This is a genomic window from Sphingomonas sp. M1A8_2b (assembly GCF_053345535.1).
On the sequence record NZ_JBKFAH010000001.1, the window covers coordinates 79,704 to 105,862 of the forward strand.

24 protein-coding genes are annotated in these 26,159 nt (G+C 57.0%); 21 read left to right on the top strand and 3 right to left on the bottom strand.

Features of this window, described 5'->3' with window-relative positions:
* Positions 1 to 304 precede the first annotated feature (304 nt).
* The 14 genes from ACLBWL_RS00450 to ACLBWL_RS00515 all read left to right on the top strand — a co-directional run bounded on the left by ACLBWL_RS00450 (position 305) and on the right by ACLBWL_RS00515 (position 13,747).
* Positions 305 to 1,810, top strand: coding sequence for a phage terminase large subunit (locus ACLBWL_RS00450; protein WP_447789234.1), 1,506 nt, complete (start codon positions 305 to 307; stop codon positions 1,808 to 1,810).
* Between the two features lie 38 nt (positions 1,811 to 1,848).
* Positions 1,849 to 3,243, top strand: coding sequence for a DUF4055 domain-containing protein (locus ACLBWL_RS00455; RefSeq protein WP_447789236.1), 1,395 nt, complete (start codon positions 1,849 to 1,851; stop codon positions 3,241 to 3,243).
* Positions 3,244 to 3,278: 35 nt separating this feature from the next.
* Positions 3,279 to 3,971, top strand: coding sequence for a kinesin (locus ACLBWL_RS00460; protein WP_447789238.1), 693 nt, complete (start codon positions 3,279 to 3,281; stop codon positions 3,969 to 3,971).
* A 95-nt stretch (positions 3,972 to 4,066) separates the two neighbouring features.
* Positions 4,067 to 5,020, top strand: coding sequence for a hypothetical protein (locus ACLBWL_RS00465; protein WP_447789240.1), 954 nt, complete (start codon positions 4,067 to 4,069; stop codon positions 5,018 to 5,020).
* A 9-nt stretch (positions 5,021 to 5,029) separates the two neighbouring features.
* Positions 5,030 to 5,482 (top strand): hypothetical protein, encoded by a 453-nt coding sequence (locus ACLBWL_RS00470; RefSeq protein ID WP_447789242.1) that lies wholly within the window; start codon positions 5,030 to 5,032, stop codon positions 5,480 to 5,482.
* A complete protein-coding gene (locus tag ACLBWL_RS00475; RefSeq protein WP_447789244.1) occupies positions 5,482 to 5,829 on the top strand; it encodes a hypothetical protein in 348 nt (115 codons plus the stop codon). Before ACLBWL_RS00470 ends, ACLBWL_RS00475 begins: the two co-directional genes overlap by 1 nt.
* On the top strand, positions 5,829 to 6,230 hold the full coding sequence (locus ACLBWL_RS00480) for a hypothetical protein (RefSeq protein WP_447789246.1): 402 nt from the start codon (positions 5,829 to 5,831) through the stop codon (positions 6,228 to 6,230). The genes ACLBWL_RS00475 and ACLBWL_RS00480 overlap by 1 nt, the downstream gene beginning before the upstream one ends.
* Entirely contained in the window at positions 6,230 to 6,643 is a 414-nt protein-coding gene (locus ACLBWL_RS00485) for a hypothetical protein (protein WP_447789248.1), read from the top strand. Before ACLBWL_RS00480 ends, ACLBWL_RS00485 begins: the two co-directional genes overlap by 1 nt.
* Before the next feature lie 76 nt (positions 6,644 to 6,719).
* Positions 6,720 to 7,667 (top strand): phage tail tube protein, encoded by a 948-nt coding sequence (locus tag ACLBWL_RS00490; RefSeq protein ID WP_447789250.1) that lies wholly within the window; start codon positions 6,720 to 6,722, stop codon positions 7,665 to 7,667.
* Between the two features lie 116 nt (positions 7,668 to 7,783).
* Positions 7,784 to 8,215: a hypothetical protein gene (locus tag ACLBWL_RS00495; protein ID WP_447789252.1), complete on the top strand. Its 432-nt coding sequence runs from the start codon at positions 7,784 to 7,786 to the stop codon at positions 8,213 to 8,215.
* A gap of 41 nt (positions 8,216 to 8,256) precedes the next feature.
* Positions 8,257 to 8,583, top strand: a complete 327-nt coding sequence (locus tag ACLBWL_RS00500) for a phage tail assembly chaperone (protein WP_447789254.1) — start codon at positions 8,257 to 8,259, stop codon at positions 8,581 to 8,583.
* A gap of 37 nt (positions 8,584 to 8,620) precedes the next feature.
* Complete coding sequence (locus ACLBWL_RS00505; RefSeq protein WP_447789256.1) at positions 8,621 to 12,577, top strand: tape measure protein; 3,957 nt, start codon at positions 8,621 to 8,623, stop codon at positions 12,575 to 12,577.
* Between the two features lie 19 nt (positions 12,578 to 12,596).
* The gene (locus tag ACLBWL_RS00510; protein WP_447789258.1) at positions 12,597 to 12,968 is read left to right on the top strand and encodes a hypothetical protein; all 372 of its coding nucleotides are present in this window, start codon (positions 12,597 to 12,599) and stop codon (positions 12,966 to 12,968) included.
* Positions 12,965 to 13,747 (top strand): hypothetical protein, encoded by a 783-nt coding sequence (locus tag ACLBWL_RS00515; RefSeq protein WP_447789260.1) that lies wholly within the window; start codon positions 12,965 to 12,967, stop codon positions 13,745 to 13,747. Before ACLBWL_RS00510 ends, ACLBWL_RS00515 begins: the two co-directional genes overlap by 4 nt.
* A 29-nt stretch (positions 13,748 to 13,776) precedes the next feature.
* On the opposite strand, the gene ACLBWL_RS00520 is transcribed toward ACLBWL_RS00515, so the two are convergent.
* Positions 13,777 to 14,223 carry a hypothetical protein gene (locus tag ACLBWL_RS00520; protein WP_447789262.1) on the bottom strand — a complete coding sequence of 149 codons (447 nt, stop codon included), beginning with the start codon at positions 14,221 to 14,223 and terminating at the stop codon, positions 13,777 to 13,779.
* A gap of 192 nt (positions 14,224 to 14,415) precedes the next feature.
* On the opposite strand from ACLBWL_RS00520, the gene ACLBWL_RS00525 reads away from it, so the two are divergent.
* The 7 genes from ACLBWL_RS00525 to ACLBWL_RS00555 all read left to right on the top strand — a co-directional run bounded on the left by ACLBWL_RS00525 (position 14,416) and on the right by ACLBWL_RS00555 (position 24,551).
* Positions 14,416 to 17,130 carry a gp53-like domain-containing protein gene (locus ACLBWL_RS00525; RefSeq protein ID WP_447789264.1) on the top strand — a complete coding sequence of 905 codons (2,715 nt, stop codon included), beginning with the start codon at positions 14,416 to 14,418 and terminating at the stop codon, positions 17,128 to 17,130.
* A gap of 53 nt (positions 17,131 to 17,183) precedes the next feature.
* A complete protein-coding gene (locus tag ACLBWL_RS00530) occupies positions 17,184 to 20,966 on the top strand; it encodes a hypothetical protein (protein ID WP_447789266.1) in 3,783 nt (1,260 codons plus the stop codon).
* A 46-nt stretch (positions 20,967 to 21,012) separates the two neighbouring features.
* A complete protein-coding gene (locus tag ACLBWL_RS00535) occupies positions 21,013 to 21,366 on the top strand; it encodes a hypothetical protein (RefSeq protein ID WP_447789268.1) in 354 nt (117 codons plus the stop codon).
* A 2-nt stretch (positions 21,367 to 21,368) separates the two neighbouring features.
* Positions 21,369 to 23,126 carry a hypothetical protein gene (locus ACLBWL_RS00540; RefSeq protein WP_447789270.1) on the top strand — a complete coding sequence of 586 codons (1,758 nt, stop codon included), beginning with the start codon at positions 21,369 to 21,371 and terminating at the stop codon, positions 23,124 to 23,126.
* A 218-nt stretch (positions 23,127 to 23,344) separates the two neighbouring features.
* Positions 23,345 to 23,782, top strand: coding sequence for a hypothetical protein (locus ACLBWL_RS00545; protein WP_447789272.1), 438 nt, complete (start codon positions 23,345 to 23,347; stop codon positions 23,780 to 23,782).
* An 8-nt stretch (positions 23,783 to 23,790) separates the two neighbouring features.
* Positions 23,791 to 24,189 (top strand): hypothetical protein, encoded by a 399-nt coding sequence (locus ACLBWL_RS00550; protein WP_447789274.1) that lies wholly within the window; start codon positions 23,791 to 23,793, stop codon positions 24,187 to 24,189.
* A 161-nt stretch (positions 24,190 to 24,350) separates the two neighbouring features.
* A complete protein-coding gene (locus tag ACLBWL_RS00555; RefSeq protein WP_447789276.1) occupies positions 24,351 to 24,551 on the top strand; it encodes a hypothetical protein in 201 nt (66 codons plus the stop codon).
* 50 nt (positions 24,552 to 24,601) lie between these two features.
* Here the strand turns inward: ACLBWL_RS00555 and ACLBWL_RS00560 are convergent, their stop codons facing one another.
* Entirely contained in the window at positions 24,602 to 24,985 is a 384-nt protein-coding gene (locus ACLBWL_RS00560) for a hypothetical protein (RefSeq protein ID WP_447789278.1), read from the bottom strand.
* On the bottom strand, positions 24,982 to 25,557 hold the full coding sequence (locus tag ACLBWL_RS00565) for an NUMOD3 domain-containing DNA-binding protein (protein WP_447789280.1): 576 nt from the start codon (positions 25,555 to 25,557) through the stop codon (positions 24,982 to 24,984). The genes ACLBWL_RS00560 and ACLBWL_RS00565 overlap by 4 nt, the downstream gene beginning before the upstream one ends.
* Between the last annotated feature and the right edge of the window lie 602 nt (positions 25,558 to 26,159).

The window sequence follows — 26,159 nt, forward strand, 5'->3', positions numbered from 1 at the left end:
CTGCTCATCCCACGGCTCCCGAGCGTAATGATTGAAGGCCCCCGATGAGTGAACGCGGTGCAGCATCGTCCCTTTGAGGGCATATACCGTCCAAGCTAGGGAATGACAGAAATGGCCGGGGCAACCCGGCCATTTGCACCTCTGATCCCTTGAGAAGCCCTACGAGGGCCTAGCCACCTCAGCCGCTACCCTGGCATCCGCAGCCTGCGTAGGCAGCGCGTCGGTTGCCCAAAGGGCGAGTAAAGCAACCGTCGACGTTGCTAGGGCATCGCGCCAACCCAGCGGCTTAATTGCACGTCCCATAATGACCATTCTCCCGTTGCTTGCGGGAGTTCGTATTGTCGCAGGTAAGTCGCGTCATCCGCTAAGGCGACTCAAACAGAGAAAAGCACTGCATCCGCTTAAATATGGGATGAAAGAGCCATTCTACCGCAAAGAGTTCAATCCCAACCCCAAACAGATCAAGCTGACACAGCTTATCTGGCATGATCCTTTGGTTGAGAACGTGCTGGCCTATGGCCCCAGCCGATCGGGAAAGAGCGCCATCATCACCGCGAATATCATCAATCGAGCCATCGCATACCCCGGCACTAAGCACGCTATATTCCGACTGACCATGCGAAGCTGCCGGAGCCACTTGTTCAACGGCACGTTCCCCGAAATCATGAAGATGATCTACCCCGACCTTTGGGAGTGGATGCAAAAGAATAACAAGGTCAACCGCGCTGAAAGCTGGGTTGAGTTGCCCAATGGCAGCAAGATCCACTTCGAGGGCCTTGATCCCAACAACATAGATAAGGTCCTGGGTGCCCAATATGCTACGGCGTGGGTCAACGAGTGCAACGAAATTCAGGATTACGATATTATTCAGCAATTGGCCTCACGTATGGCCGATACTGCGCCATTGGTGGATGGCAACACGGGTAAGCCCATCTTGGACGCCAGTGGCCAGGTTCAAATGCTGCGCCCCTTGATGATTTTCGACTGCAATCCAGATGTAAAGACCGATTGGGATTTCCTGTGCTTTAAAGCCAAGCAGCATCCCCTAACCGGGAAGCCGTTCAAGCCTGAGGCGCTGGCCAAATGGCGTAGGGTCAAGCTGCCCACGTCGGAGAATGCGGCCAACATCGCCAAGGGCTACGTTGAGGGTTTGGAAGACCGTTACGACGGCTCGCCCGACATGGCCGCTCGTTTCCTTGAGGGCGAATGGCGCGACGACAACCCTGACGCGCTGTTCCGCAAAAGCATGTTCAAATACCGGGAGTGCCCGAAAAGCGACTTCCTGCTCCGTATCATCGTGGCCGTCGATCCCTCGGGAAACGAGGGCAACAGTGGCGACTATACGGGCATCTGCGTCGTCGGGCTTGGCATGGACGGCTGCGCCTACATTTTGGAAGATGCGAGCGTGAAGGGCTCGACAGATTCATGGTCAGCCAAAGTGTCAGAAATGTATGACCGCTGGGATGCAGACCTGATTGTCGCGGAGAAGAACTTCGGCGGCACCATGGTTACAAATACGATCCAGCAGTATCGCAGAAACCTGCCGGTCAAACTCGTCAGTGCAAGTCGAGGCAAGCTGGTTCGTGCCGAACCAGTCGCAATGGCCTATCATCAGAGCAAAGTGTTCCATACCGATCATGATAATGGCTTCAAAGAGCTTGAAAGTCAGATGTGCGCCTACAAGGAAGGAACGAAGAAGTCACCGGACCGAATGGATGCTCTTGTCTGGGGCGTCAGCGAGGTCCTGAAAATCGGTAATTCTACGGGCGCAGTATCCAAGAGCAAGAAGGGCGGCCTCCCCGGCTGGTAAAAATAAATACCCGACAACTAATTTGTCGAGGTATCCTAGTGTCCGTTAACACCCCAGAAGATAACATCGCGAAGCAGCTTACGCGCTGGCGCACGGCCCGCGATGTGGTGTCCGGCGCATACGCAATTAAGGCCCGCAGCACCGGGCAAACCTATCTGCCTCTTGCTTACCGCGACCAAGATACCGTCGCTTACGAAGCATACCAGAAGGCCACTCCTTTCTATCCAGCAGCCAGCCGAACCCTAGACGGTATCGTGGGCCTGATGATGCGTAAGGAGCCGGTTCTGGAAACGGATGGTTTGGCCAAGGAGATCAAGGGCGTCATTACATCCAACGGAGATAGCGTCGACGAGCTAGCGCGCATTGCGTGCCGCGAGGCGCTGACCACCAACTATTGCGGCCTGTTCACGGATTACCCAGAAGGTGAAGCCAGCAGCCTCGGCGCTATGCTGGACGAGGGCATTCGCCCTTTCATCAACTTCTATCCGGCTGAGAGCATCCTGGAGTGCAAGCCGGGTGTGGTGCGCAACCAGCGCGTTCCCGTTCGCGTCCGCCTGCTCGACAATGAGAACCGTGTTCGCATCCTCAAGCTAGTCGATGGCTACGTGGTTATCGAGATCTACGACGCCAAAGGCGGCGCGTTCCCGGTCGAGGGCCAGCCTACCAAGCGATACGAACCCAAGGCTAATGGCAATCGCCTGACCGAGATCCCATTCGACCTCATCACCACGGACAACAGCTTCACTCCGAGTGGTGCGCAGTTGGACAACGTGGTCACACTGAACTTGGATCACTACGTGACTCAGGGCCTTCTCACCCGCCAGATCATGTATGGCATTTCGCCCATGCTGTTCATCGCTGGCGTTGAGCAGAAGGAGGGCGAGACGTTCGAGTGGATTCCAGGTCAGGTTTACACGACCGACAACGCAGACGCGAAGCCCTACGTCATCAACGTGCCCAGCGATGCAGCAGTGCCGCTGGAGCACCAGCTTGAGAAGCTGGAGGATCGCATGGCAACTGTCGCCAGCCGCATCCTGGCTCGTCAGAAATCGGTTGCGGAAGCCGCTGAGACCGAGGCAGTCCGCCAAGGCGCAGAAAACAGCATCGTAGCTATGATCGCAAACGCCGTCAGCGCCCGCTTCGAACGTGCCATCGGACGCGTAAACGCTTTCGATGGTGGCACTGATTCTGTGCGTTTCCAGATCAACACCGACTACCTGCCTACGAATATCAGCCCTCAGGAAATCACTGCGCTGTTGGGTCTGCGAGAGGCAAACGAGATTAGCGCAAAGAGCCTCTTCTACAGGTTCCGCACTGCTGGCCTCTTCAACGAGACGCTGACATTTGAAGAAGAGCAGCTTCGCAAGGCTGAAATTCCAGCAACGCCAGCTCCAAAGGCAGCGGCTCTAACAACGACGCCCCGGGAAATATAATAATCCCGCACTTTCGCTAAATACTTTGCCGCCCGATGGCGGGCAGCATTTTTTTGGCGATGGTGCTAACTAACCATTCGATGGAGGATGGAATGACTAATGAACTAGAGAAGCGTATTGAAGCGCTCGAAGCTGCTCTGACCAAGGCTGAAGATGAGAAGAAGGCCGCACTTGGTGAGAAGTTCAAGGCGACTACTGCACTCAGAAAGCTACAAGACGACCAGGAATCCGCAATCGAGGACGCGAAGGCCGCAACCGGCACCGAGCTCGAAAAGGCTCTCAACGAAATCAAAAAGCTAACCAAGCAGGTCAATGACCTGACGGGCGAACGCGACACCTTTGCATCGGACCTAAAGACCATTCGCGTCGATAACGAAGTAAAAAGCGCAATTGCGGCAGCGAATATCCGCCCAGAGCTAGTGCCAGCAATTGAAGCCCTACTGCTCCGCAACGCAAATTATGAAGATGGCGCGGCGACGATCGATGGCAAGTCGATTGGCGATCACGCTAAGTCTTTCTTTAAGAGCAAGGAGGGCAGCTACTTTGTTCGCGCTCCTGAGAGCAGCGGCAGTGGCGCAACCGGCAATGATGGCGCGGTAGCAAACACCTTCGCAAAACCACCCGTCACCGATGCTGAATGGAACACATTCGATCGTCTTGCAAATGATGATCCTGCAATGCGTAACAGCCTTGCTGATAAGTGGAACCTGCCAGACCTAAAGGTATAAAACATCTACCACAAGCAATGGCATAAATAACGGGCAAGCCAGATGCTTGCCCGGCTCCGACTGTGGGCCGCGGTTCACAGTTGGAGTTAGCAAAAATGGCTATTACAAATACCAAGATCACTGATCTGGTTCCTAATGAGAAGGCACTAGACGTCGCGGTCAACCTGATCCTTCCTGCGAAGAACGAACTCGTCAATTCCGGTCTGACCGCACGTGGACCGGAAGTAGACGCGGTTGCAGGCGGTGGCCCTCGCAAGGCATCGCTCGCATACATCAATCCGCTCGGCACCGACGAAGTCAACGTCTCGACTGACAACATCCTCGATGAAGGTAACATCGGCAGCATGACAGCTGACGAGTTCATGGTCCTTCGTCACGACCTTAATTACGGCTGGGGCTTTGCTGACTTGACCCGCATGGTCACTCAGTATGATGCACAGGGCGGCATCCGCGCTGGTATCGCGCAGTATTGGGCGACCCAATACATGAAGCTGCTGACTTCGACCCTCAAGGGCATCAAGGGCGTCGTTGGCGAAACCTCTGTTACCGGCGACTTCGACATGCAGGCAATCTACGACGAGGCTGCGAAGGCTGGCATGCTCCAGGATCAGTTTAACGTCCTGATGGTTAGCCCAGCGCGTTACGCGAAACTACAGGGTCAGGAACAGAACGGCTTTATCCCAGCCAGCAAGACCAACACCAACATCGCTAACTTCCAGGGCTTTAGCGTGCTTCGCACTGCTACCCTGACCGCAGACGAAGTGACCATCGGTCGCACCGGTGCGCTGTCCTTTGGTGAGGGCGTTCCCACTGGCCTAGTTGCGTCGGAAATCGAGCGTCGGGCAAACGCCGCTAACGGTGGTGGTGCAGACATCCTGCACTCGCGTCGCAGCGTTGTGGTCCACCCACAGGGTTTCAGCTACGTTGGCGCAATCCCAGGCAAGACCACAGACGTTTTCGCTAACCTAGCGAAGACTGCATCGTGGACCCTAGAAGTTCCACCTGAGCAGGTTGGCTTCCGCTTTGTGAAGTTCAACAAGACCGCTTAAATTGCAGCGTTGGACAATACAGAAGCCCTGCTGAAAACAGCAGGGCTTCGCCATGTCTGGTGTAAATACAGCATGGACATTCAGACTGCTGACGCATTTCATCTGGCGCGCGACAACGCTGACTGGGCAGGCACGTCGACTGAGAAATCAGCCGCTATCGTGAGGGCTCAGGACTACATCGCGGCCTATTACCGGCTCAAGCCCGACACGCCTGCGGATCATCCGCTGTTGGTGCGTGCAACGATGTTTCTGGCCCTGCAATTCCTCAACGGCTTCGACCCGATCAAACAGGAAGCCAGCGTAACGCGCAGCAAGATCGTCGTTGAAGGCGCGGTCACGGAGGAGTTCGAATACGCCGACGCGCCTGATCCTCTAGAACGCTATCCCTTCGTCACGTTCACCTTGCAGCCCATTCTAGCCGGTGGCTCTGGTGGCCTGACCATGATGCGGATCGTGCGCTAATGGAGCAGCTTTACGCGCGCAGCAGGAAGGTCGTTCAGGACAGCATCGTCAAGTATGGTGGTCCTGCAATCATCACACGCACCGAGGGCGGTTACGACGACGAGGGCAACCAGATCCCCGTCACGACCGGCACACCGAAGAAGATCCGAGGCATCTATCGGGATGCATCGTTCTTCAACGCAGGGTCTTACCTCGCTGGCAAAGCCAGCCTGTTGATAGACTACACCTACAAGCCTGCTCCTCAGGATACCGTCACGATGGGCGGTGAGACGTGGACCATTGATAGCGTCGTGCCGGTCAAACCCGATGGTGTCACAGTCATCAGCTACACTCTGGTTCTCGAATAATGGCCAGGTCGGGCGTCTCGAACCTGGGCGGCGTGGTCAAAAGCCTAGCAGCCGCAAAGCGTAAGGCGCTCGCTGATGCTCAGCAGGTCGTCCGTAATACCGCGTCGGGCATTCTTACAGGGGTCGTGCAGGGCACGCCTGAGGATACCAGCACCGCAATCGGTGATTGGCAGGTCGGGCTTGAGACAACGCCTGAGAGTCTTGTGGATAAGCCCGATCCCGGTGGCGCAGCCGCGCTGGCCAAGGGCGCGGCGACGATTGCCACGGCCAAGCTGGGTCAGAACATCAACATCGTCAACAACCAGCCATACGTCGAAGGCCTGAACGCAGGCAAAGCGGTCAGCAAGCCTAGTGGCTGGATCGAGGCGGCAATCGACAACGCAACACGAGGTAGCCGCTAATGGGTCACAGCACAGATATTGAATTGCTACGCAAGCGCATGGCGAGTGGCTGGAAAGCCCTCGCTATCCCCAATGTGCCGCTACTCTACGACAACGCCAAGGCCGGTGCGTCTCTACCCGATAAGTTCGTTCGCTTCTCCGTTCGTCCAAGCATTCAGGAACAGCGTAACCTCGGCAACGAGCGCATCCGCGTCGTTTGTGAAGGTCGCGTGTGGCTGCAAGTTGCCGTTCCCGTTGGCACACCTGACGCTGACGCTTGGGCGCTCGCTGATAAGGCAACCGGCATATTCAACCTATGGCGCAGTCCCGATGGCGCGCTGCTCTGTGGGGAAACGAAGCCAACGGTTGTTCCCGATGACAAGTATTACGTCATTTCTACCAGTGTGTTCTACCGCTCCACGCGTTCAACCTGAACGGCAAGCCAGAACGGCGACCTAACTAAATATGCTGAGGCCATTCAGCGGCCCGCTTTTATTTAGGAGGCCCTGAATGGCTATTAACCCATCTGATACAGAATTTGCGGTTGTCCGCGAGACTGTTGCTGGCACTACGCCAACAACTCCCGCGTTCAAGCGTCTCGAAACCATTGTTGGTTCGAACCTCAACGCAACTGCCGATCCGATCGTCAGCGCAACCCGCCGTAAGGGCCGCACCAATGCCGGTCAGCGTCTCGTCAATCCTCGCGTTGAAGGCACGCTCAACACGGAATTCACCGCCAATGACGCAGCAACCGAATTGCTGCTCGAGAGCGCGTTTTCGGGTCGCTTCGATAACAACGGTTTGTTGAAGGCTGGCACCACGGAAACCGATCTGACCGTTGAGCGTCGTTGGATCGACGGCAACACCAGCATGTTCAGCCGCTTCTTCGGCTGTCAGGTCACGGAGTTTGCCCTGAACGCAGAGTTCGGCGGCATCGTCACTGCCGACTTCACGGTCCTTGGTCGCGGTCGTGCCGATCCGGCCACCACGATCATCACGGGCGCTGCCTATACCAACGCATCGGACAGCACGAAGTTCGCTGGCCCAGACATCAAGAACATCAACATCGTTGGCCTTGGTGAAGTCGATTACTCGACGCTTTCCCTGACTGTCTCGCAGGACCGCGCAACGCAGGGCAAGCTAGGTTCGGCCTATGCTCGCGGCATTGGCACCAGCGGCAAGAGCATCGAACTACAGGTCATGCTTTACCGTAAGGACTTCGGCCCTGAGGCGCTGATCAAGAACGGTATCGAGAACCCTGCGGTTTCGATCTCCTTTGACGCAGTGTTCGACGGCGAAGGCTATCGTTTCACTCTGCCAAAGGCGCAGCCCTCGTTCCCCGAAGATAGCGAAGACGGCGCAAACCAGATGGTAGCAGTTGCGTTCGTTCCACAGGGCGATAACGTCAGTGGCACGGACATCATGATTCAGAAGCTGACCGACGACGTTACTCCGTAACTTCTAAAAATCGGCCAATGACGCGGGAGCGGTGGTTTCAGGTCCACCGCTCCCGTTGCCGTCTCAGCTAAATATCAGGCAGCAAACAATGCTGTAGAAAACCTGAGGTATCTACAATGGAATTTGAGTTTGATCTTCCCACTTTCGACGCTGACGACGCTCGCGAAATTGAAGTGGTCAAAGACGGCAAGAGCTATGGCGTCTTCTACGTGAAGCACCAGTTCGTTGGTTCGCCCAAGTGGCTTCTAGACTACAAGCGCGCGACCGCAAAGCTGAGCAACAATGAAAAGAAGCGCATTGACGAACTGAACACCGAGGACGACATTCTGCTTCGTCGTAAGGTCCTCATCCGCATGTTCGTTGAGAAGTATGTCACGGACAGCAAGAGCCTACCGGTCAAGGGCGGAACGTGGAAGCACTCTACTGAGGCGCTGATCAAGTTCTTCATGCTACCGCAGGCGTTCTTCGTTTATCAGGAACTGGACGCATTTTCGGCCGATGAAAGCAATTTCCAGACTGCTCAGGTCGTCACCGAAAAAAACTCCTAAGCGAGTTCCTAGCTTGGCAACTGTCTCCCGCTAAAGTCCGATTGGACAAAGCGGAGGCAGATGCCCAAGCGGCTATCAAGCGCGGACAATACGAACACTCGTCGGTCCTGCTTTATGAGGAAGAGCTATTAAAGGCTCCCTCGCTCCCCCGACATTGTGAGTTCTACTGGACCGCATTTCAAGCGATCAACTCCATGCGCCCCGTTGGCATGGCAGCAGGCAAGTTGCGCTGGGACGATACAATGAAGCTGGCAGACCATTACGGCTTGACGTTCCAAGAGAAAGAAAATCTCTGGTTCATCATCCGCTCAATGGATGCCGTAGTGCTCTCCGAGTCAGACAAGAAAAGCAGTGGCCCCGCTAAATAGTTGGTCGTCCCCAACTATCGCGGAGCCTTGCCTATAAATGTCTGACACTACAGTCCGCATTGTTATCGATGCTTCGGGAGCCGCGCGCGGCGGTTCAACAGCAGAACGAGCACTTGATCGAGTTGGCAATGCCAGCCGCCGTCTGGACGCCTCTCTGGGCCGCACGACGGTCAATGTCAGGACTTTTAGCAGCACCCTGAGCAGCCTCAAGGGCGCAGCGGCGATCGGCATTTTGACCGGCTTGACCAAGAAGGCCATGGAGTTTGCTGACGCCAGCAGCCTCATGGACGCCAAGCTGAAGCTGGCAGTGGCGAACTGGGGCAACTACGGACAGGCGCAAGCCGACGTGTCGCGCATCAGCGCCGTCACTCGAAGTGAGCTGACCAGCACTGCCGTTCTCTATGGCAAGATGGCCGCAAGCGGTAAGAACCTGAACGCCAGTCAGGCACAGGTCGCACGCGCAACCGAGACCGTTACCAAGTCCTTGAAGGTCAGTGGTGCATCCGCTGGCGAGACGGCATCGACCGTGTTGCAGCTTGGTCAGGCGTTGTCGTCGGGCAAGCTGAACGGCGACGAATTCCGCTCCCTCGCTGAGAACGCGCCTCGCTTGATGAAGCTGATGGCCGACAGCATGGGCGTGCCCATTGGCGCACTCAAGAAGATGGCCAGTGAGGGCAAGCTGACCAGCGAAAAGCTGTTCCGCGCCTTCACGGACCCCAAGTATTTTGCGGCACTCGACGCCGAGGCCAAGCAGATCCCCGCCACCTTTGGTGACGCATTCACGGCCGTTGAGAACGTAGCGACGCGCACCTTTGGCGCGTTCGATAGCGGCGGCGGTTTCAGTCAGGCGCTCTACAATTTCGCCAATCAGGGCACCGAGAACATGAACAGCATCACCAAGCGCGCAGCAGACGCGGGTGGTGAAATTCGTGATGCGTTCGCGGGTCTTGGCGATGCTTTCCAGCCGCTTCTCAATGGTGCCAACGGCGTCTTTGACGCTCTGGGTATCCGCATCGGCACGGTAAAGGAGCAGATCGGCGGTCTGTTGGGCATCATGGACAACATCGCCAACGCTCCGATCAAGTTGCAGAACTGGGCCAACGACGTTGACCGCAGTATGCGTCCTGAGTGGGCGCAGGCCGGTATCCCAAAGAACCAGCCGCTCCAGAACATGAAGGGCGACTTTGACGCCGGGTTTGAAAAGAGCCGTCGTGATCGCGCGCTCGACAAGCTGATTGCCAACACCCGTATGGTGACCGGCGACAGCAGCTTCACCGGCAAGGGCATGACCCCCAAGGCGATCTTCGATAAGTTCTGGCAGGCAATGCCCGCGTATAAGGCTCGTCAGGGTGGCACTGGCCAGCTTCGTGCCGCGCCGGGAACGTCGACCAGCACGGGCAGCGGCGGCGGTCGTTCGCGCCGTGATGTCGATGACATCATGAACAGTATCGGTGCCCGCGTTACCAGCGGCTACCGGACCTACGAGCATAACAAGGAGGTCGGTGGACAGCCCAACAGCTATCACCTGACCGGCAACGCCCGCGATATCGCGAAGACCAAGGGCATGACGCTCGGCAAGGTCGTCAGCGCGCTCAAGGAGCAGGGCTACGATGTGGTGGAGAAGCTGGACGAGGGCGATCACTTCCACGTCGCGTGGAAGGGCAAGGGCGACAAGTCCAAGTCTGAATCTGAGAAGGCTGCGATTTCAGCGCAGCGTGAGGCCGAGAATCTAGCCGAGCGTCGTCAGAAGCAGGAAACTGAATTGTGGTCCACCATGGACAACCAGCTCGCATTGGCGAAGCTGATGCCTGCCGAGGCCGAGAAGCTGAACGCTGAGCAGGAACTGACCCATATCCGCGGTGCCGAGATCACCAAGCAGGATAAGGAGCGCATGGCGCTCCTTATGGACCAGACCCGTGCTGCCAAGCTGCTCACGGAGGTCACGGCGGCAAACGATAACGGCGCTGCTGAACTTGAGTTCGCAAAGCGCAAGCTGGGCATGACCGACAAGGAAGCGGCCATGGCCGAAGCCGCGTGGGAGATTGAGAGCAAGGCGCTACAGGACAAAGTCGATATCACGTCTGACCTGTTCCAGACTCAGATTGCGATTGCCAAGGCCCGCGCTGGCGAGACGTTTGAAATCGAAAAGCAGAACCGGATGCTCAAGGACCGGGACAGCTTGCTCAGTGAGTATAGCCCTCGTGAAGCTGACAACCAGCGCCTCGACCAGATCAACGCTGATCGTAATCGCCTCACGCTTCTGCGTAGCAAGCCGGTTGCCGACGGCGGGATCACAGAAGAGCAGTATCGTCGCGCCCTTGATGGCGTGGAGAAGGCCAGCGTTGAGATTGCGACCCGTTGGGAACGTGAGTTTGGTGGTAAAATCGACCAGCTTGGCGAGCAGCTAGGCGGCGTCTTTGGTGCGGCAGTCGGCAAATTCGGCAAGCTGATTAGCGGTCTGGCCGATGCAGCCAGTGGCAAATTCGGTGGCCTTGGCCCCCTAGGTAGCGTCATCGACCTGCTGGGCACTAAGAGTGACGGCACCGCCAACGCTCTGGGCAAGGCGGCAGCAGACGCCAGCAAAAAGAGCCTCGATCAGCTACTTGGTCGGAACGGTGAGACCAGCGCGTTCAAGAATCCGCTCAAGTCGCTGAGCACCGGCTTCGACGGCTTCAAGACCGACCTCAAGGGCATCTTCGGCAAGAACGGTGATTTCACAAAGAGCATGGGCAGCGTGCTGGGCAAGGCCGCTGGTGGTATGCAGATGGGCGAGACAGCCGACGGCTTGATGAAGGCCATTGGGTTGAAGTCGAGCAAGCTGGGTAGCCAGATTGGCGGCGCTATCGGTGGTGCGGTGGCTGGCCCACTAGGCTCCATCGTCGGCGGCATCGCTGGCGGTCTGTTCGGTGGCCTGTTCAAGAAGTCCAAGCAGGGCAGCGCGGGCCTCCAGATGGACAGCTTCGGCAACCTCGTTGGCATGAACGCCACGGGTCGTGGTGCCAAGGAAAAGGCAGCAGCGGAGGCACTTGCCAACAGCGTGGCGAGCGGCCTCAACAGCATCGCGTCGCAGCTTGGCGGCACCCTGACTGGCACTGGCGGTATCAGCGTTGGTTATCGTCCTGGCCACAAGGCTGGTGCGTATCGCGTCGATCCAACGGGTAGCGGTGCGGTCAAGGGCGGCAGCGTCATGGCCTTTGAAGATGAAGCCGACGCGATTGCAGCGGCTATCAAGCTGGCCTTGAAGTCAGGCATTCTCGATGGCGTGTCGGATTTCAGCAAGCGCCTATTGAGCGCGACTGAGAACCTAGATTCTGCTCTGGCACTTGCGACGACCTACGAGAATATCCTCAAGGAACTGGCTGCAATCGATGATCCCATTGGCGCCCCGCTAAAGGAACTCAACGAGCAGTTTGAGAAGCTGAACAAGAGCATGACGGCCAACGGTGCAACCGCTGGCGAACTTGCGAATGTGGATCGCTATTACATGGTCCAGCGCCAGAAGATGCTTGAGGATCAGCTTTCCAGCATCAAGAGCCTACAGGATAAGTTGAACGGCGCAGACAGCGGCGTGTCGAGCAAGAGCCGTCTGGATAAGCAGCTAAAGGAATTCCGCGCTTACGAGGACACGATCGCAAAGGGCGGCAGCGTTGACCCAAGCAAGTTCGCTGAACTGGGCTCTTCGATCTTCGACATCGCACGGGACCTCTATGGCACGTCCGGTCCGCTTTTCCAGAACATCAGGAACGAACTCCTGAACGCGAGCGATGCGATGACCAAGAATGTCGAGTCCATGTATGGGACGAGCGGCGACAGCACGACCGTTGTTCAAGCCGTGGATACCCAGACACAGCTTATCGCGCAGCAGATCAAGGAACAGCAGAAGGGCAACGCAATTCAGGAGCGCATCGCACAGGCACTTGAAGCGGCCAATGATGTTGAGGGCTACCTGAACGGCAACAAGGCAGTCAACGGCTACCAGCGCGGAACAGTGTAAATACTGTAGGAGGTAGCCAATGGCCATTGATAACAATCGCGGTTCGTTCGTTAAACAGGAATACCGCTACGAAACCGAGGATGCGCCTGCGGTCCTAATCAAACAACCGAACGCTCGCACGATCAAGTTGGAAACCAACCTGGATAGCACGGCTGCGAAAGCACTGGCTGTCGAGTTGCTGACCGAACACAAGCATGTCGCGCAGGCTTACCGCGTCCAGGTAGCTGGCGTCGATGTCGCAGGTGACGACAAGTGGATTGATAGTCCACCGACATTCTCATGCGTGTTTCCAGATTGGCCGATTAGCCAAACCGACGTGTTGCGAACCGTCACAACAACGACGGATTACAACGAGTTTACGACGACCATTACAGCGAAGGGGCCGCAATGATCGCAGAGCCATTCCTATTGACCAGCAATCCACTGTTCTACGAATCCACAGGCGTTCAGCTCGCCAGTTCGCCGGTCGAGAATCTGACCAACGACAACATGGATATGGAGTGGGGTTCGCTGGGCCTCAACGATGTCTATTTCGTCCTCCGCAATGTGGGTGCCGTTGATACGGTCGCCCTGTTGTTCAGCAACCTACGTCCCGGCGACACACTCAGAGTGAGGGCCGCGAATAGCGTCTCAGCACTCCTGTCAGCCCCTCTATGGGATAGCGGGGCGATCCCGGCAGTCGTGGGCACCCTTGTTGCGCCCTACACAGCAAAGACCCTCATTGACGTTCCTAAGGGGACACAGGCCACCTACTGGCGCTTTGATTTCTCGGCTCCCAGCAATCCTGACGGTCAGGTCAAAGCCTCGCGCGTCGTCATGGGCGAACGCCTCGTCATTGGCAGTGGTATCGACTACGAATGGTCGAAGAGCGTTATTGATGACAGCCCAGTAACTACAGCGCCCAACTATGAAGACGTGCAGGAGTTTCCGAGCCGTCCATCGGTTCAGGCGACTTTTGGCCAGATGAATGAGCAGAACTTCAACACACTCGACGCCTTCATGATGCGTGTTGGCGTGAAGCGCCCTGTGTTGTTCGCACCAGAACCCGACAACCTCGATAGCGTTCAAAGCTGGACAGTTTATGGGCGCATGAAGGTCGCCTACAAGGGCGTAAACCTCTACCACAACCTGTGGGAGAGTGATCTAGAGGTTGCTGGACTGAAAGCATAAAAATGGGGGCCCGAAGGCCCCCATCTCGCTTAGTCGAGGTCAAAATACCGACGAAGGCTCGCAAACGTGACATCAGTAACGCCATATCGTCCTGGGTGGTCTTCGTATTCATTCCAATCATCCCAGCCTAGCAAAGTCGCGCCCTCGACCTTTGTGACCGTGCGGGCGCGCTTCGTCGTTGCGCCTTGGAAGTCTCGAAGGGTTGTTACATCGGATCCTTCAAGCAAATCCTGGCCCCAGACGGCGGGTCCGTTGATTGCGATATACTTTATGCCACTTCGAACAGCGTCCGAGGGTGTCTCCATATAGTGCTGAACTTGGTTCAGACTCAAATCGACAGGGCTTCCGTGGACGACCGGATTTGCGTCTTGCTCGGCCTCCTTCGCGGCTCGGGTTGGCGTCAAAAGGGACAAGATATCCGCTACCGTTTCGGGCCGCAGTTTGCTAAAGTCGCTCTCGTTCAACAGCATCTTCATTGGGTAAGCCTCATATTAAGTCGTTGACATAGCGAGTATCCAACTGGAACTTGGTCTCGCCAAACCCTGTTAGGCCAGTGCTCGCCGCTGGTCAACAGGTGTTTGCCTGATCCAACCCGGATTTGGCAAATTGTAAGGAAAGGCGCCGAATCGGCCCGCTGCTAAATATCCGACAGGATATGGGGTGCGGAGTTGCGACAGGTCTTTCTAGCAGAAATTACGGCATACGATCCCCGCGAAGATGAGCTTGTAACGCTCCGCATGTGTTCCGGTGGTCAAGGCCATGTGGCCTTCCCTGAGTTTGCCGACGAGCAGTATATTCCCTGCATTGCATCCGCGCCTACGCAGACCCGCACTGTCACGGACAATGGCATCCCCGGCCAGATCACGATCGATTACGGCGCTATCTCGATCAGGTTTACCCGCGATCACCGCAACACCCATTGGCGTCGTTACGACTTCGACGGCTATCCCTGCCGCCTTCTCTATGGCGAGTATGGCGCGCCCTACAGCACCTACAAACAGATCCCCGCTGGTCGCGTCGGCTCCCTCGATGTCCAGACGGCCAATCTGGGTGAACTGGCTCTGCTGGGTCCTGACGTTGAACTCAAGAAAGACGTGCTGACAGCCAGCTACGCGGGCACCGGCGGCGCGGAAGGCCAAGAGGAATTGAAGGGCACGCTAAAGCCCTTTGCCATTGGCCGATGCGAGAACATCCAAGCTCTGCTCATCGACCCAGTGAACCTCATCTGGCAGTATCATGGCTATGGTCCCACGCAGGATGTGGAAACCGCCTATGAGAATGCGCTGACGCTCGGACCCGCCAAGCTGGTTGCCGCGACCTATGACGAGTTGGCCGGTTACACGGCTGAACAGCTACCGCCTGGCACATGGGCAAAGGCCCCGGCTGTTGGCATGTTCCGCTTCGGTGGCGAACCCATTGGCAAGGTGACTGCTGATGTCGTGGGCGTTCTAGACAACGGCTTTGCCCCTGAATCAGTCGGCGCAATCTGCTCCTATATGCTGCGCGTTTTCGGTGGCATTCCACAGGCGCTTATCGACAGGGCATCAGCGGCCAAGATGGATCGCGACTTTCCCCACACGTGGGGCAGCTACATCGACGCCCGATCCAAGCCCGAGGATGCCGACGAAAACGAGCCCAGCTACAGCGTAGGTGATTTTGTCCGTGAGGCGACTAGCCATTTGGCGGGCTACCTGTTCGCTGACGCACTTGGCGTGTGGCATTTTGGCCGTAATGTCTCGACCAAGGAACCGACGCTGTTGCGCTCCGGTCGGGGTGGTAAGCCGGTTGTAATCGATATCGCCGCCCCCGCGACATCAACTCGCGTTCACCGTGTCCGCGTTGGTGGCCGTCGCTGCTTCTCAGTTCATAGCGACAGTGAGATTTCCAGCGCGTTGAAAGACGCCGTCGAGGGCACGCTTGATGTCATCGGTGGTGTAAAGCAGGACATTGAAAAGGCGAACGAGAACGCAAACGCGATCAAGCACCAGTTGCCCGATCTTGTCGGTCCGCTTCTCCGCGCGCCAATCGACAGACTATCCGCGCTGAACCTCGAATATGGAACAGCAGGAGTTAAACTCAGTCAGGCACTCAACACGGAGAATCTGGTTGCCATTCGGGCAATCGGCACGCGCGTCGATGAAGCGGGTAGCAAGATCGCAGAAGAAGTCTTGCAGCTAACCGCGCGCCTTTCCGACAACGAGAAGGCCGTCGCGGGTATCGACATCAAGGGTCCGATTGAGGCTGGGTTGAGTGAACTCAGGCGTGCGATTGCGAATGCCAACTACGCCAGTAGCGAGGTCGTGGACGTTAAGATCGCCAACTATGGCAATGGCGTCACGGCTTGGCAGACCAACGAGGAGCGTGTTCGTTCTGAACGAGACAAGGCGATCGCCGAAGACATCGAAAAGATGGGCGTCAGGATCACGGACGAGGTTGGCGGAGTTAAAACCTCGCTGGAAGGCTCGTTCAACGATCTTCGCGAACTTGTCGTCGAGGACGGCGAAGCGACTGCCAAGCGCATCGACGAAATGGGCACGCGCATCACCACGGAGGTTGATGGCGTCACGAAAGCCTACGAGGGCGCGATCCGAACGATTGAGGAAACTCGCGCCGAAGATGGACGAGCAACCGCTGGTCGCATCGACACCATTTCCAGCAGCGTTGATGGCATTATTGGTCCCAATGGCATCATTCAGAATATCCAGAAAACTCAAGCGGATGACAACAGCGCTCGCGCTGAGGAAACTCGCAACCTGCAATCAAAGCTGGATAATCTGAACATCGCTTCTCTCGAAGAGAAGCTGAATACATACGCGACGAAGACCGACGGCATTGGCGCTCAATACGTATTGAAGCTGCAAACCGACAGTAACGGCGTCCGGTCCATTGCAGGTATGGGTCTAGCAATCGAAGATAACGTGTCCGCAATCTCGTTCACCGCTGATAGCTTCCGACTCACGACACCGGGCTCGTTCCCCCAGCAGGTCTTTTACGCAGACTCTGAGGGCGTTTACATGCCCAACGTCCGCGTTGACAAACTGACCTATGGGGCACTGGTTGACCAGTTTGCAAAGAACCAATCAATTCTTGACCCTATTTCGGGATATCAGCAGATTCCCGGTGGTCCAATGATGATGTGGGGGCGTTTTCGTCAGCGAATCACTTACGAATCCACGTTCTCTGTTTCTTTCCCCATTCCGTTCCCAAACCAGTGCCTGTGCTTCAACGCGACGCCATATCTTGCCGTCTTTAATAATGAACGAGACCTTTGGATTCAGAACATCGGGCAGACCAGTCGTTTCGGTGCAACGGTCGCAACACAGGCTGCTCGTCGTGACGACCAGTATCTCGACGGCTTTGACTGGATCGCTTTTGGCTACTGACCTTACAACCTGTGCGCCCCGCTAAATATCGGAAACGATCTTTAGGGGGCCGCATGGCAACTATCTTTGAAAACAGTGGAACTATCAGCCTGACCAGCGGCTCCCGCACGGTTACCGGTTCTGGCACGTCGTGGCTTGTCGACTATGACGGCATCGCTCTTAACGTCGGCGGGTTGAGCTTTCCTGTCGCGACGATCGACAGTCTCAGCAGCTTGACGCTGGTGGAGCCCTACAATGGCGAAACCGCATCGGGCATCCGCTACACGTTCATGCCCTTGCAGCCCAACAACTACGAGATTTCCAAGAAGGTCCAGCAGATCATCGACATCGCTGGCGACCTCGTTGATGCGAAGGTCGGTCCAACCGGCCCAGCCGGTCCCAGCGGCCCCGCCGGTCCATCGGGCAAGAACGGCGATGCCGGCTTTGGCGCAATCATCAACTTGAACGAGGTTGCAGGCCAGATCGCTGGTAGCAGCGGCTCTTACGTCCTTATTCCCATTAATAGCGGTGATCCCGGTATCACGCTCACGCAGGAAGCGACCGTCTTCCTTCCCGGCGACAAGCCATCGGCTACCGGCGCGCTCTATGCGCGAACCCGCGTCATCGGTGGCGTCTCCGGTCTCGCGATCACCATCGGCCTCGCGAACGCTCCCGAACCCCAGCCCGAAGTCCCAACGGAGCCTGTCGATCTCTCGGGTAGCAGCACCATTTACGGCTCCCCCGGCACGATCATTCCTCTTGGTATCAACCTCGGCGGCAGCAAGGCGAACTTCACCGTAAACACGCCAGAAGAGCTACCTGTGATGATCGAGCGCAGGGTCGATATCGTGACGCCAACAAGCAGCACTTGGACGCTTGGCGGTTCTGGCGCTCCCTATGCGGTCGTCGGTAACGCGGTCAGCACAACGGCTGGCCTGAACAAGAGCGGCACCGGCTTCAACTTCCGCAACGGTCACGTGGTCGTCAATCAGGGCAGCTACCTGTTCAGTGAGGCGCTGGCGATGGAGTTCAAGACCAGCACCAACGACATCATCACCCAGACCCCGCCGTCACTCCGAATGAGCTGGAAGGGCGTCGTCCCTGCTTCGACCTTCGAGGCTCCGATTCTGAATCTCATGGATTACGGAACGGGCGGCATGACGCTTCGCATCCATTGGGAAGGCAACACGCTCCAGCTACAGCTTCACCGCAACGGCTCCAGCGAGAACATCATCAGCCCAGAAGCAAGGAACCGCGTTCTTGGCACGAACCAGCTTTACGAAGCGGAATGGAATGACAATCCCAGCGGAGACGGTGGCACGGTCACATTCTACATCGACGGCGTTCAGCTTGGATCGCCAGTGGCAACATCGAGCAAGCCGCGCATCGCGCCAGCAGCCTCGCTGGAAATCAACGCATCGGCAGGCAACACCTCGCAGGGCATCAACGATGTTGAGATTGAGTCCGTGAAGCTGTCCGTTGGTAAGCCGGGCATTAAGAGCAATTACGAAGCGGTCAAGGATGGCGTTATCAGCGTCACGGACTTGCAGAATCTGGTCGTGGATGCGCGCAATATCTCGGGCAACCAAACTGCACGACACCTGACATACACGGCTAACGGCTTGCAGACATACGATGTCGAGATTGTCGTTGGTGAGATGCAGCTACCAGCAGGTCGCGCTTACAAGGCGGTCCTTGAGGACTGGTCGAGCGGTTCGGCTGTTGAGCATCCCAACCACCTCGTCATGACCAAGCCGAGCGCGCAGAACTGCAAGTTCGAAGATGCTTCGCTCTACGGCAGTCAGGCAACATGGACTGAGGTTTTGCCGCAGGGACCAGTGCCGAGCATTAACGGCATCAACTACTATTGCGAGGGCATCCGCATCGGAACGTATGTCCAGTTCCAGTTTGGTTACGACTGGAACACTGCGACCATGCCCAACGCGCCCTTTGGCGATCCATCGGGCAAGGACAGCTACATGGTCCCGCATAAGTGGAAGATCCTAGACAGCACGGGCGCAGTCATTGCCCGAGTGGAAAAGCCCAACGGCGAGCCCCTGAACGCGACGAGCACCCCCGCTACATGGCAGGGCACGTATGATGGTCGCGGCGTGGCGCAGATCACCGCTGCCAACCCGTTCTATCCACATGGCACGACCCGCAGCGGCGTTATCTGGCGCAGTCACGATCCCGTGGAATACACCCAGCAGCAGATTTGGAGCACGGTCCCGGTTTACGACTTCCGCGTCCCGTTTGCGTCCAAGACCGGCTTCTCGGTTAACGGCGGCGACATGAGGATTTTCAGCGACGGTCAGGCAAACGGCTTTGCGAACTACCGCGTCATGTCGTGGGAGCCGACGACCTATCAGGACATTCAGGCACAAACGGCGGCTACCAAGGACCCTTGGAAGGGCAGCGTTTACAATCCCGATGGCGCAGTGCCCAACGCGGGTGTCTGGCTCAAATACACGCCATTCAACCAGATGGGCCGCAGTCCAATCACCGGTCCTGGTGGCGTGAGGGATGACCGTCAGGTTATGCCGGAAATGGTCGCCCTGTATGCCCGCGATGTCACGTCCAAGCGTCCGCACGACCAGCGCCCAATGAAGCAAATCGCGCTCGATTACCTCACCGGCTACGTCAGCGATCCATATCACGCCTTCGAGAACGGCAGGAACAAGCCGCTCTACAAGGGCAACATGCGCCGTAACATCACGATGCGTAACCACTACTATGGACCGGGACAGGCTGCGACGCCCGCGAGCCAAGCCTACTACGTGCAGGGTGGACGACCCTACGAATGGTCCAACGGTAGCAGCCCACTCAGAGTGAAGGTGCCCTATGGCGGTATGGTTGCGTCCAAGCCGATCTTCGGCACCAACCAAATTGACGAAGCGCACGGCCATCAGCTTCCCCACTGGGGATCGCTGCTATTCCAGACGCCTGAATTTGCGTTCTTGGGTCACAGGTTCTTCGATCAGGTCAAACTCTACGACAACGTGATTCTGGGCAAGAACGATAGCTGCACCGAGTTCTACGAGCGTGGCGCAGCGTGGAAGTTCCTACAGAGCGCAATGGCATGGAAGACCGCGAGTGCGAACAGCGACCGACTCTACAGCCGTGCCGAGGTTATGGATTTCGTGACGTTCGATTTTGAGACCTTCTACGATCTCTGGTATGCCAGCACTCCCGGCTTCCTCAATCCGCCAACCAACATCATGTCGGGTGGAGAGATTGATCAGCGCAAGGCCGTGTTCGCGGGTGCAGCGCGCTTTGGACCGGTCCAGCTTACCGACGCTGGCATTCACTGCCACGACTTCTTTAGCGGCTACTGGCTGAGCGCACTCCATGTCGCACACCGCATCGGCTTCCTTGAAGCGTTGAAGGCCGCGAGCCCCAAGGTCAAAGCTGTCGTGGAATGGCTGCTGGCATGTCATCGCAACCGCACAATTGGCCGTATCAATGACGGCTACCTGATCAACGCCTATCAGGGCACCGATTACCTCACCAGCTACTGGACTGAGGCCGAAATTAAGGCTGCTGGCGGCGATGTATCAAAGCTGCACCAGAACATGGCTCAGGTCGCAGCAGCGCGACCAGCGCCAAGCTGGGACACCTACAAAGACGGCACCACTGTTGGTATTCGCGACGGTCAGGCAATGGACCAGCTTCTCGCTGGCCCTGCGCTGCTCAAGGACATGGGCATGACAGGTGCTGATGTCGACAAGGCAGTGGCGACCGCTGAACAGCGTTTCCAAGAAAAGCTGACGAGCGAGACAGCCAAGGGTCCTACAGTAGCGGGCTCGGAGTGGTTCAAGTATCACCAAGCCACGAACAACAGGCCGGTGAGGCCCTGAGAGACAGTATCCAACTAAATATCCGTGATAACTGTGAGGTCACGGAATGGCGTTGGATACTGCACCTATTGAACTACGAGCATACAATCCTGCGTCCGCTGGATCATTGGTTTTCAATCGAATTTGGGGGCTGGTCACTCAGAGTGAGCCAGTCTCCGCTTCCGTCGTTGAAGCCTTTTTCCACGTCCGTGACAATGGCCGCACCAAGCTAGAGCTATCGCTTGGTGAGGGGCTGACTTGGGACGACACAGCCAAGTCAATTCATATCCAGATCACCAATGAGCAAGTGGCTTTCATCCGGGCAACGTCTGAGATGGATTACAGCTTCTATATCGTTTGGGATCATGGCGCAGTCCAGACCCTCAAAGAAGGAACCGTAACAGCGGTCAAGGTGGCCTAAACATGAGTTCGGGAAAAGAAGTCGAGATTACCGACCTGCTCGTAGAAGCTGAATACGAAATTCTAGAAGTCGCAGCGGGTCTGGTATCCGTGCCCGGTCCTCAGGGCGATCGAGGCGAAACCGGTCCCGCTGGCCCAATTGGTCCCGCTGGACGCGATGGCGTTGATGGATTGCCGGGTCGTGATGGCGTCGACGGACTGCCAGGCCGAAATGGCGTTGATGGCCTTCCCGGTCGCGATGGTCGCGATGGCCTCGATGGTCTGGACGGCCAGCGGGGTCCAGCAGGCGCAGACGGCCTCAATGGCGTAAACGGTGCGGACGGCAAGGACGGTGCTCAGGGTCTGCCCGGTATTCCCGGCAGCAAAGGCGACAAGGGCGATCCTGGCGCAAATGGTCGTGATGGTGTCGATGGAGCAGCAGGCGAACCCGGTGCAACCGGTCCGGTAGGTCCAGCGGGTGCCGACGGTCCAGCAGGAGCCAAGGGCGACATCGGAGCAACCGGCGCAAAGGGTGACGCAGGAACGCCCGGTGAAGCGGGCGCAGACGGCCAGCAAGGGCCAATCGGCCCCAAGGGTGATACTGGTAGCCCCGGCGCCACAGGCCCTAAGGGTGACGCTGGCGCAGCGGGTGCGAAGGGCGATACCGGCGCGACCGGTGCAGCAGGAACCAACGGCACCAACGGAACGAATGGTCAGGGTGTCCCAACGGGCGGCGCTGCTGGTCAGGTGCTGAGCAAGGTCAACGCGACCGACTACAACACCACATGGGTAACTCCAGCGAGCAGTGGCAGCGCAGCTAACGGATTGCCAACGGGCGGCACGACCAACCAGATTCTGACCAAGACTAGCGCCACCGATTACGCGGCAAGCTGGCAGACCAAGACGTTTCTGGCGACCAACGGCACTGGCAGGGAAGTCCAATACCGCAACGGTGCGGCTCTCGCAGGTGCCAGCAAGGTATCTGTTCACACTGACGGCAACTTGATCTTCGGCGGCGACGCGGTGGTCCGTGGTGCGAACATCGCCAACCGATCGCACCTCAGCGTCAGCAGCCAGTATGCTCTCCAGAGCCAGTTTCCACTTGGCGTCTCGACCGGCTTCTCGACTCAGAGGGAATGGCAAGCGCACGGCGAAACCCTGAGCGTTCACACCAAGGCATTTGACCCCGCGTATCAGGGCACGGCTGTTGCGGTGCCGATGAGCCCAACTGCTCAGCTTTGCGAGCCCCAGATCACCTATGAGACGGCAGCAGCGGCCAGCTCCATTGCGTCGCTGACGTGCCTCAATCCCGTGATGAAGCCAACGACTACCAACGTCGCGGGCTTCTTCGTCTCCTTGCGCCTTCGCATTCCTGCATGGACTGCTGGCCAGCGTTGGTTCGTCGGACTGACCGACAATCCAAACGCGCCAGTCGATCAAGACCCCAGCGGCATCACCAACTTCATGGGTTTTGGCGTCAACAGCGCAGACAGCAATCTACAATACATGGTTCGCTCTACCGGCACGCTGACGAAGAATGACCTAAACATGCCTGCTGCCGTGGGCAACAACCTCTATACTTTCATGTTCTTTTGCCCAGTGGACTCCTCGAACATCACCGCAACAGTGATCAACGACGTCTATAGCATGGGCGGCAGTAGCACGGCGGTATCTGGCACCAAGCTATACCTAAAAGCATGGATTGGCACGGGTTCAACGACGACCAAGGCGTCCATCAGCTTTAGCCGCGGCTACATGGAACACATCTACTACACATTCTAATTGGAGGGGATTGCCACTGGCATCCAGAGCGAAATGAACAAAACCCAGCTAATCAAGATGGTCAAAGCTGTCGTTGCTAACCCGGTTGTCCGAATTGCGGCAGTCCGGGTTTTCGATATTCTGCTGAACAAGCTGACCAAGGCCAAGCGGTAACTGCGATGCCCCACGGTCCATTCCCGCAGAGTTTCGACGGCTCCCCCATTCTGTTTGGATGGGCGTTGTTCAGCCTTATCCTCATGCCCTCGCTGGCTATGATGATTGGCAGCTATTTGGCTCGCGATCTGTGGAAGGATCGCAGACGCGGCGTCGACGCCGTGTCGGCTCTGCGAAGCCTCGTTACCGCTGTCTGTGTCACGATCCTGCTTCGATGCATTCCTGAGGTCGTTTACATGATCTGCTACGCCGAGGCGCTGCCGGAAACGATCGCCGTTATCCTCACAATCAAACGGGTCTGCGACATCAGCAGCTTGGTCCCAGTGATGTTCTGGATGGGCACGTTCTGGCTCTGGTATCCAGACATCGTTCTCAAGCTACGCAGTCCTGTAAATCTCGTATGGGCCGACAGGCGTTGGCCGCGCCTGAGCCGCTTCTCAGGTGTCTCGTTCCTATGCGCGGCCTTCGCGGCTACGGTCGCTCTAGGTCGGGCTTTCTCTTAAATACGGGAGTGTTCGACCGCATCAGCCTGACCGGCCTCGTCCTCACGTCGGCTGGAACGGCGGGTCTGGCGACGGCTCAAACAGCCACGCCTTATGAGGTCTGGGCACCGCTTATGTGCGGCTGTCTCGCAGCCCTCATTGTCCGAGGCATCGCAATTACGACACCGAGCCGGAAGAAGCGGGTCATGGTCTTTGAGGTGCTGGTAACGCTGCTATCCGTGCTGCTCACGGGGGCCATTATCTTCGACCGCCAATATACCATTATGTATGCGACATTCGCGGGCATGGGCATTGGCGCACTCGGAGTGGGCGTTATCGGCATGGCGCGCACATGGGCGAAAACCATGTTGCAGAACATCGCCAAGAGCTATCTCGCGGCCAGCGACCCCAAGAAGCTCGACCCTTAAAATACTAGCACCTTCACCGCCGGCCTGAACCCAGACGGGCTAGAACAGCACTGTCTGCGGACAAGCTGCTTCACCAAATCGCCGAGATGCAAGCGCCTAGATGTCACATATATGAAATCTGATGTTTGGCTGAAAATGGTGTTCGCCGGTATAGTGCTGGCATGCGCCAACATCTCGACCTCATGGACCGCGTGCCGCTGGCACGGAAAGAGCGAAACCGCTTCAAAGAGGTGGAAACCGTAAGGCTTTTCACCGCTTCCGGCCACCCATGGATAGCTTTTGCGGCACTGGTGGTCTGGCGCTTACCGTTCCCCGCACTGGCAGTAGCGATGTTGATCTACGCCAAGAACGCTATGCTTTGAACGATCGCCACCTGCTGATCCTCCGGTTTGGTGAAGGACAAGACCGAAAGTCAGCGACCCCCAAAGGTCAGCTTGAAAAGCATCGCCAGTTTTTTATCGGAAACGCTGATCGACAACGCGGGGTTATCGACAAATGGCGTCCAACTAAGCGGATGGACGTCAAACTCAGCATCCTGCTTAACCAGCCAGATAACCTCAGGCGACTTGAATGCAATTCTGAGGGCTTCGGTTTTCAGGGCCTGATGATACGCGGCGTTCCATTTCGCCCGTTGATAGCCGTTGAGTGAGTTGTAGTCGGCTACTAGGTCTGATCCAATCTCTAGCGCGGCGTGATTTCTCGCGCGAGAGTCCACATCGGTATCGTCCACGGGCAGTTCGAGTTGGAAGACCTGATACGTTTTGTTGCTCAGCGCCCCATTGTGCGACAGCCTCATGCGTCACCTCGCGATGCCTGTAGGCGCTCCCATGCGGCAGTTTCAGTGGCCCGGCGCTGCTGGGTCTGGGCCGCTTTCTTTGCTGCAAGCTGGTTGCGACGGGCCTGTTTGCGCTCGTCGGTCCATGGCTCTTTGGCCTTGCCCTTGTTGGCTTCGCCAATGGCCTTCTTATGCTCCTCACTCTTGGTGAGGCCCGTTAGGGCCTCAGAGATTGCCTGCTTGTGACCGTCGCGCAGCTTATCACCAGCCTGCGGCAAATTGATCTGGGCACTTTTCTGGCGCGAGCAGACAGTTGCGGTGTCCTTGTTCAGCTTTCCCGTAGAGCAGGCAGCGTAGCTCTTCCACGTAAGCACGAATGCAAAAGGATTGGTGTCACGCATCTGGTAGCGGATACGGTTTGCATCGATTGCGCGCTGTAGGCTGTCAAGCTGTTCAGGGGCGAAGAGATCAACGAAGTCCTGAAACGGAAGATCGACCTCGATACCAGCGGCAATCTGCTTTGTGGTTGCCGTTGTGTGCCACGATTGCAGGTAAGCTGTTAGCCTCTGCGATAGATTCTGAATGTCTGTCATGTGATGCTCTTTCAACAAGAAACCCCAGCGGGAGCATCACCAACCGCTGGGGTTCACGTAATCCGGTTCGACCGGAAACCTAAACTATCTGGAACACTTGGGTGATGCTCTGTGTCCGATCTACTTATCTGGAATCTCTTAGAATGGGCTCATATGGTCCATATTCATACTATGCTGTCTGCGGGGCTCTGGCGTCTATATCCCTCTATCCAATAGAGTAGGTTTATATAGTATTAAGTAGGTCATCCCACGTGACATTGGTGATTAACCAATAGAATAGGTATATTACTCTGTAGAGTAATTATACCCATCCCATTGACTAACCCCCAAAATCACATGAAATGAGTAGTGCCACGCGGTTCCCGCGTGCTCCGCGCCTTCGCTTTGCTCAGGTGCTCGCACGGGAAACCCGCTTGTCACATGGCTTCTCAGGTAATCGCTCTGGCTTTCGCCAGACCCAGTAGTCCTGCGGACGGCTAACGCTCCGCTTATCCCCAGGAGGTGTTGAGAGAAAGCTGGCTGCGCCGAGGGAGCCCGCGCCGCACGAAACCCGCATCCGTTTACCCGGCGTTTACCTGCTGCCCGATAAGCCGATTGTCTGG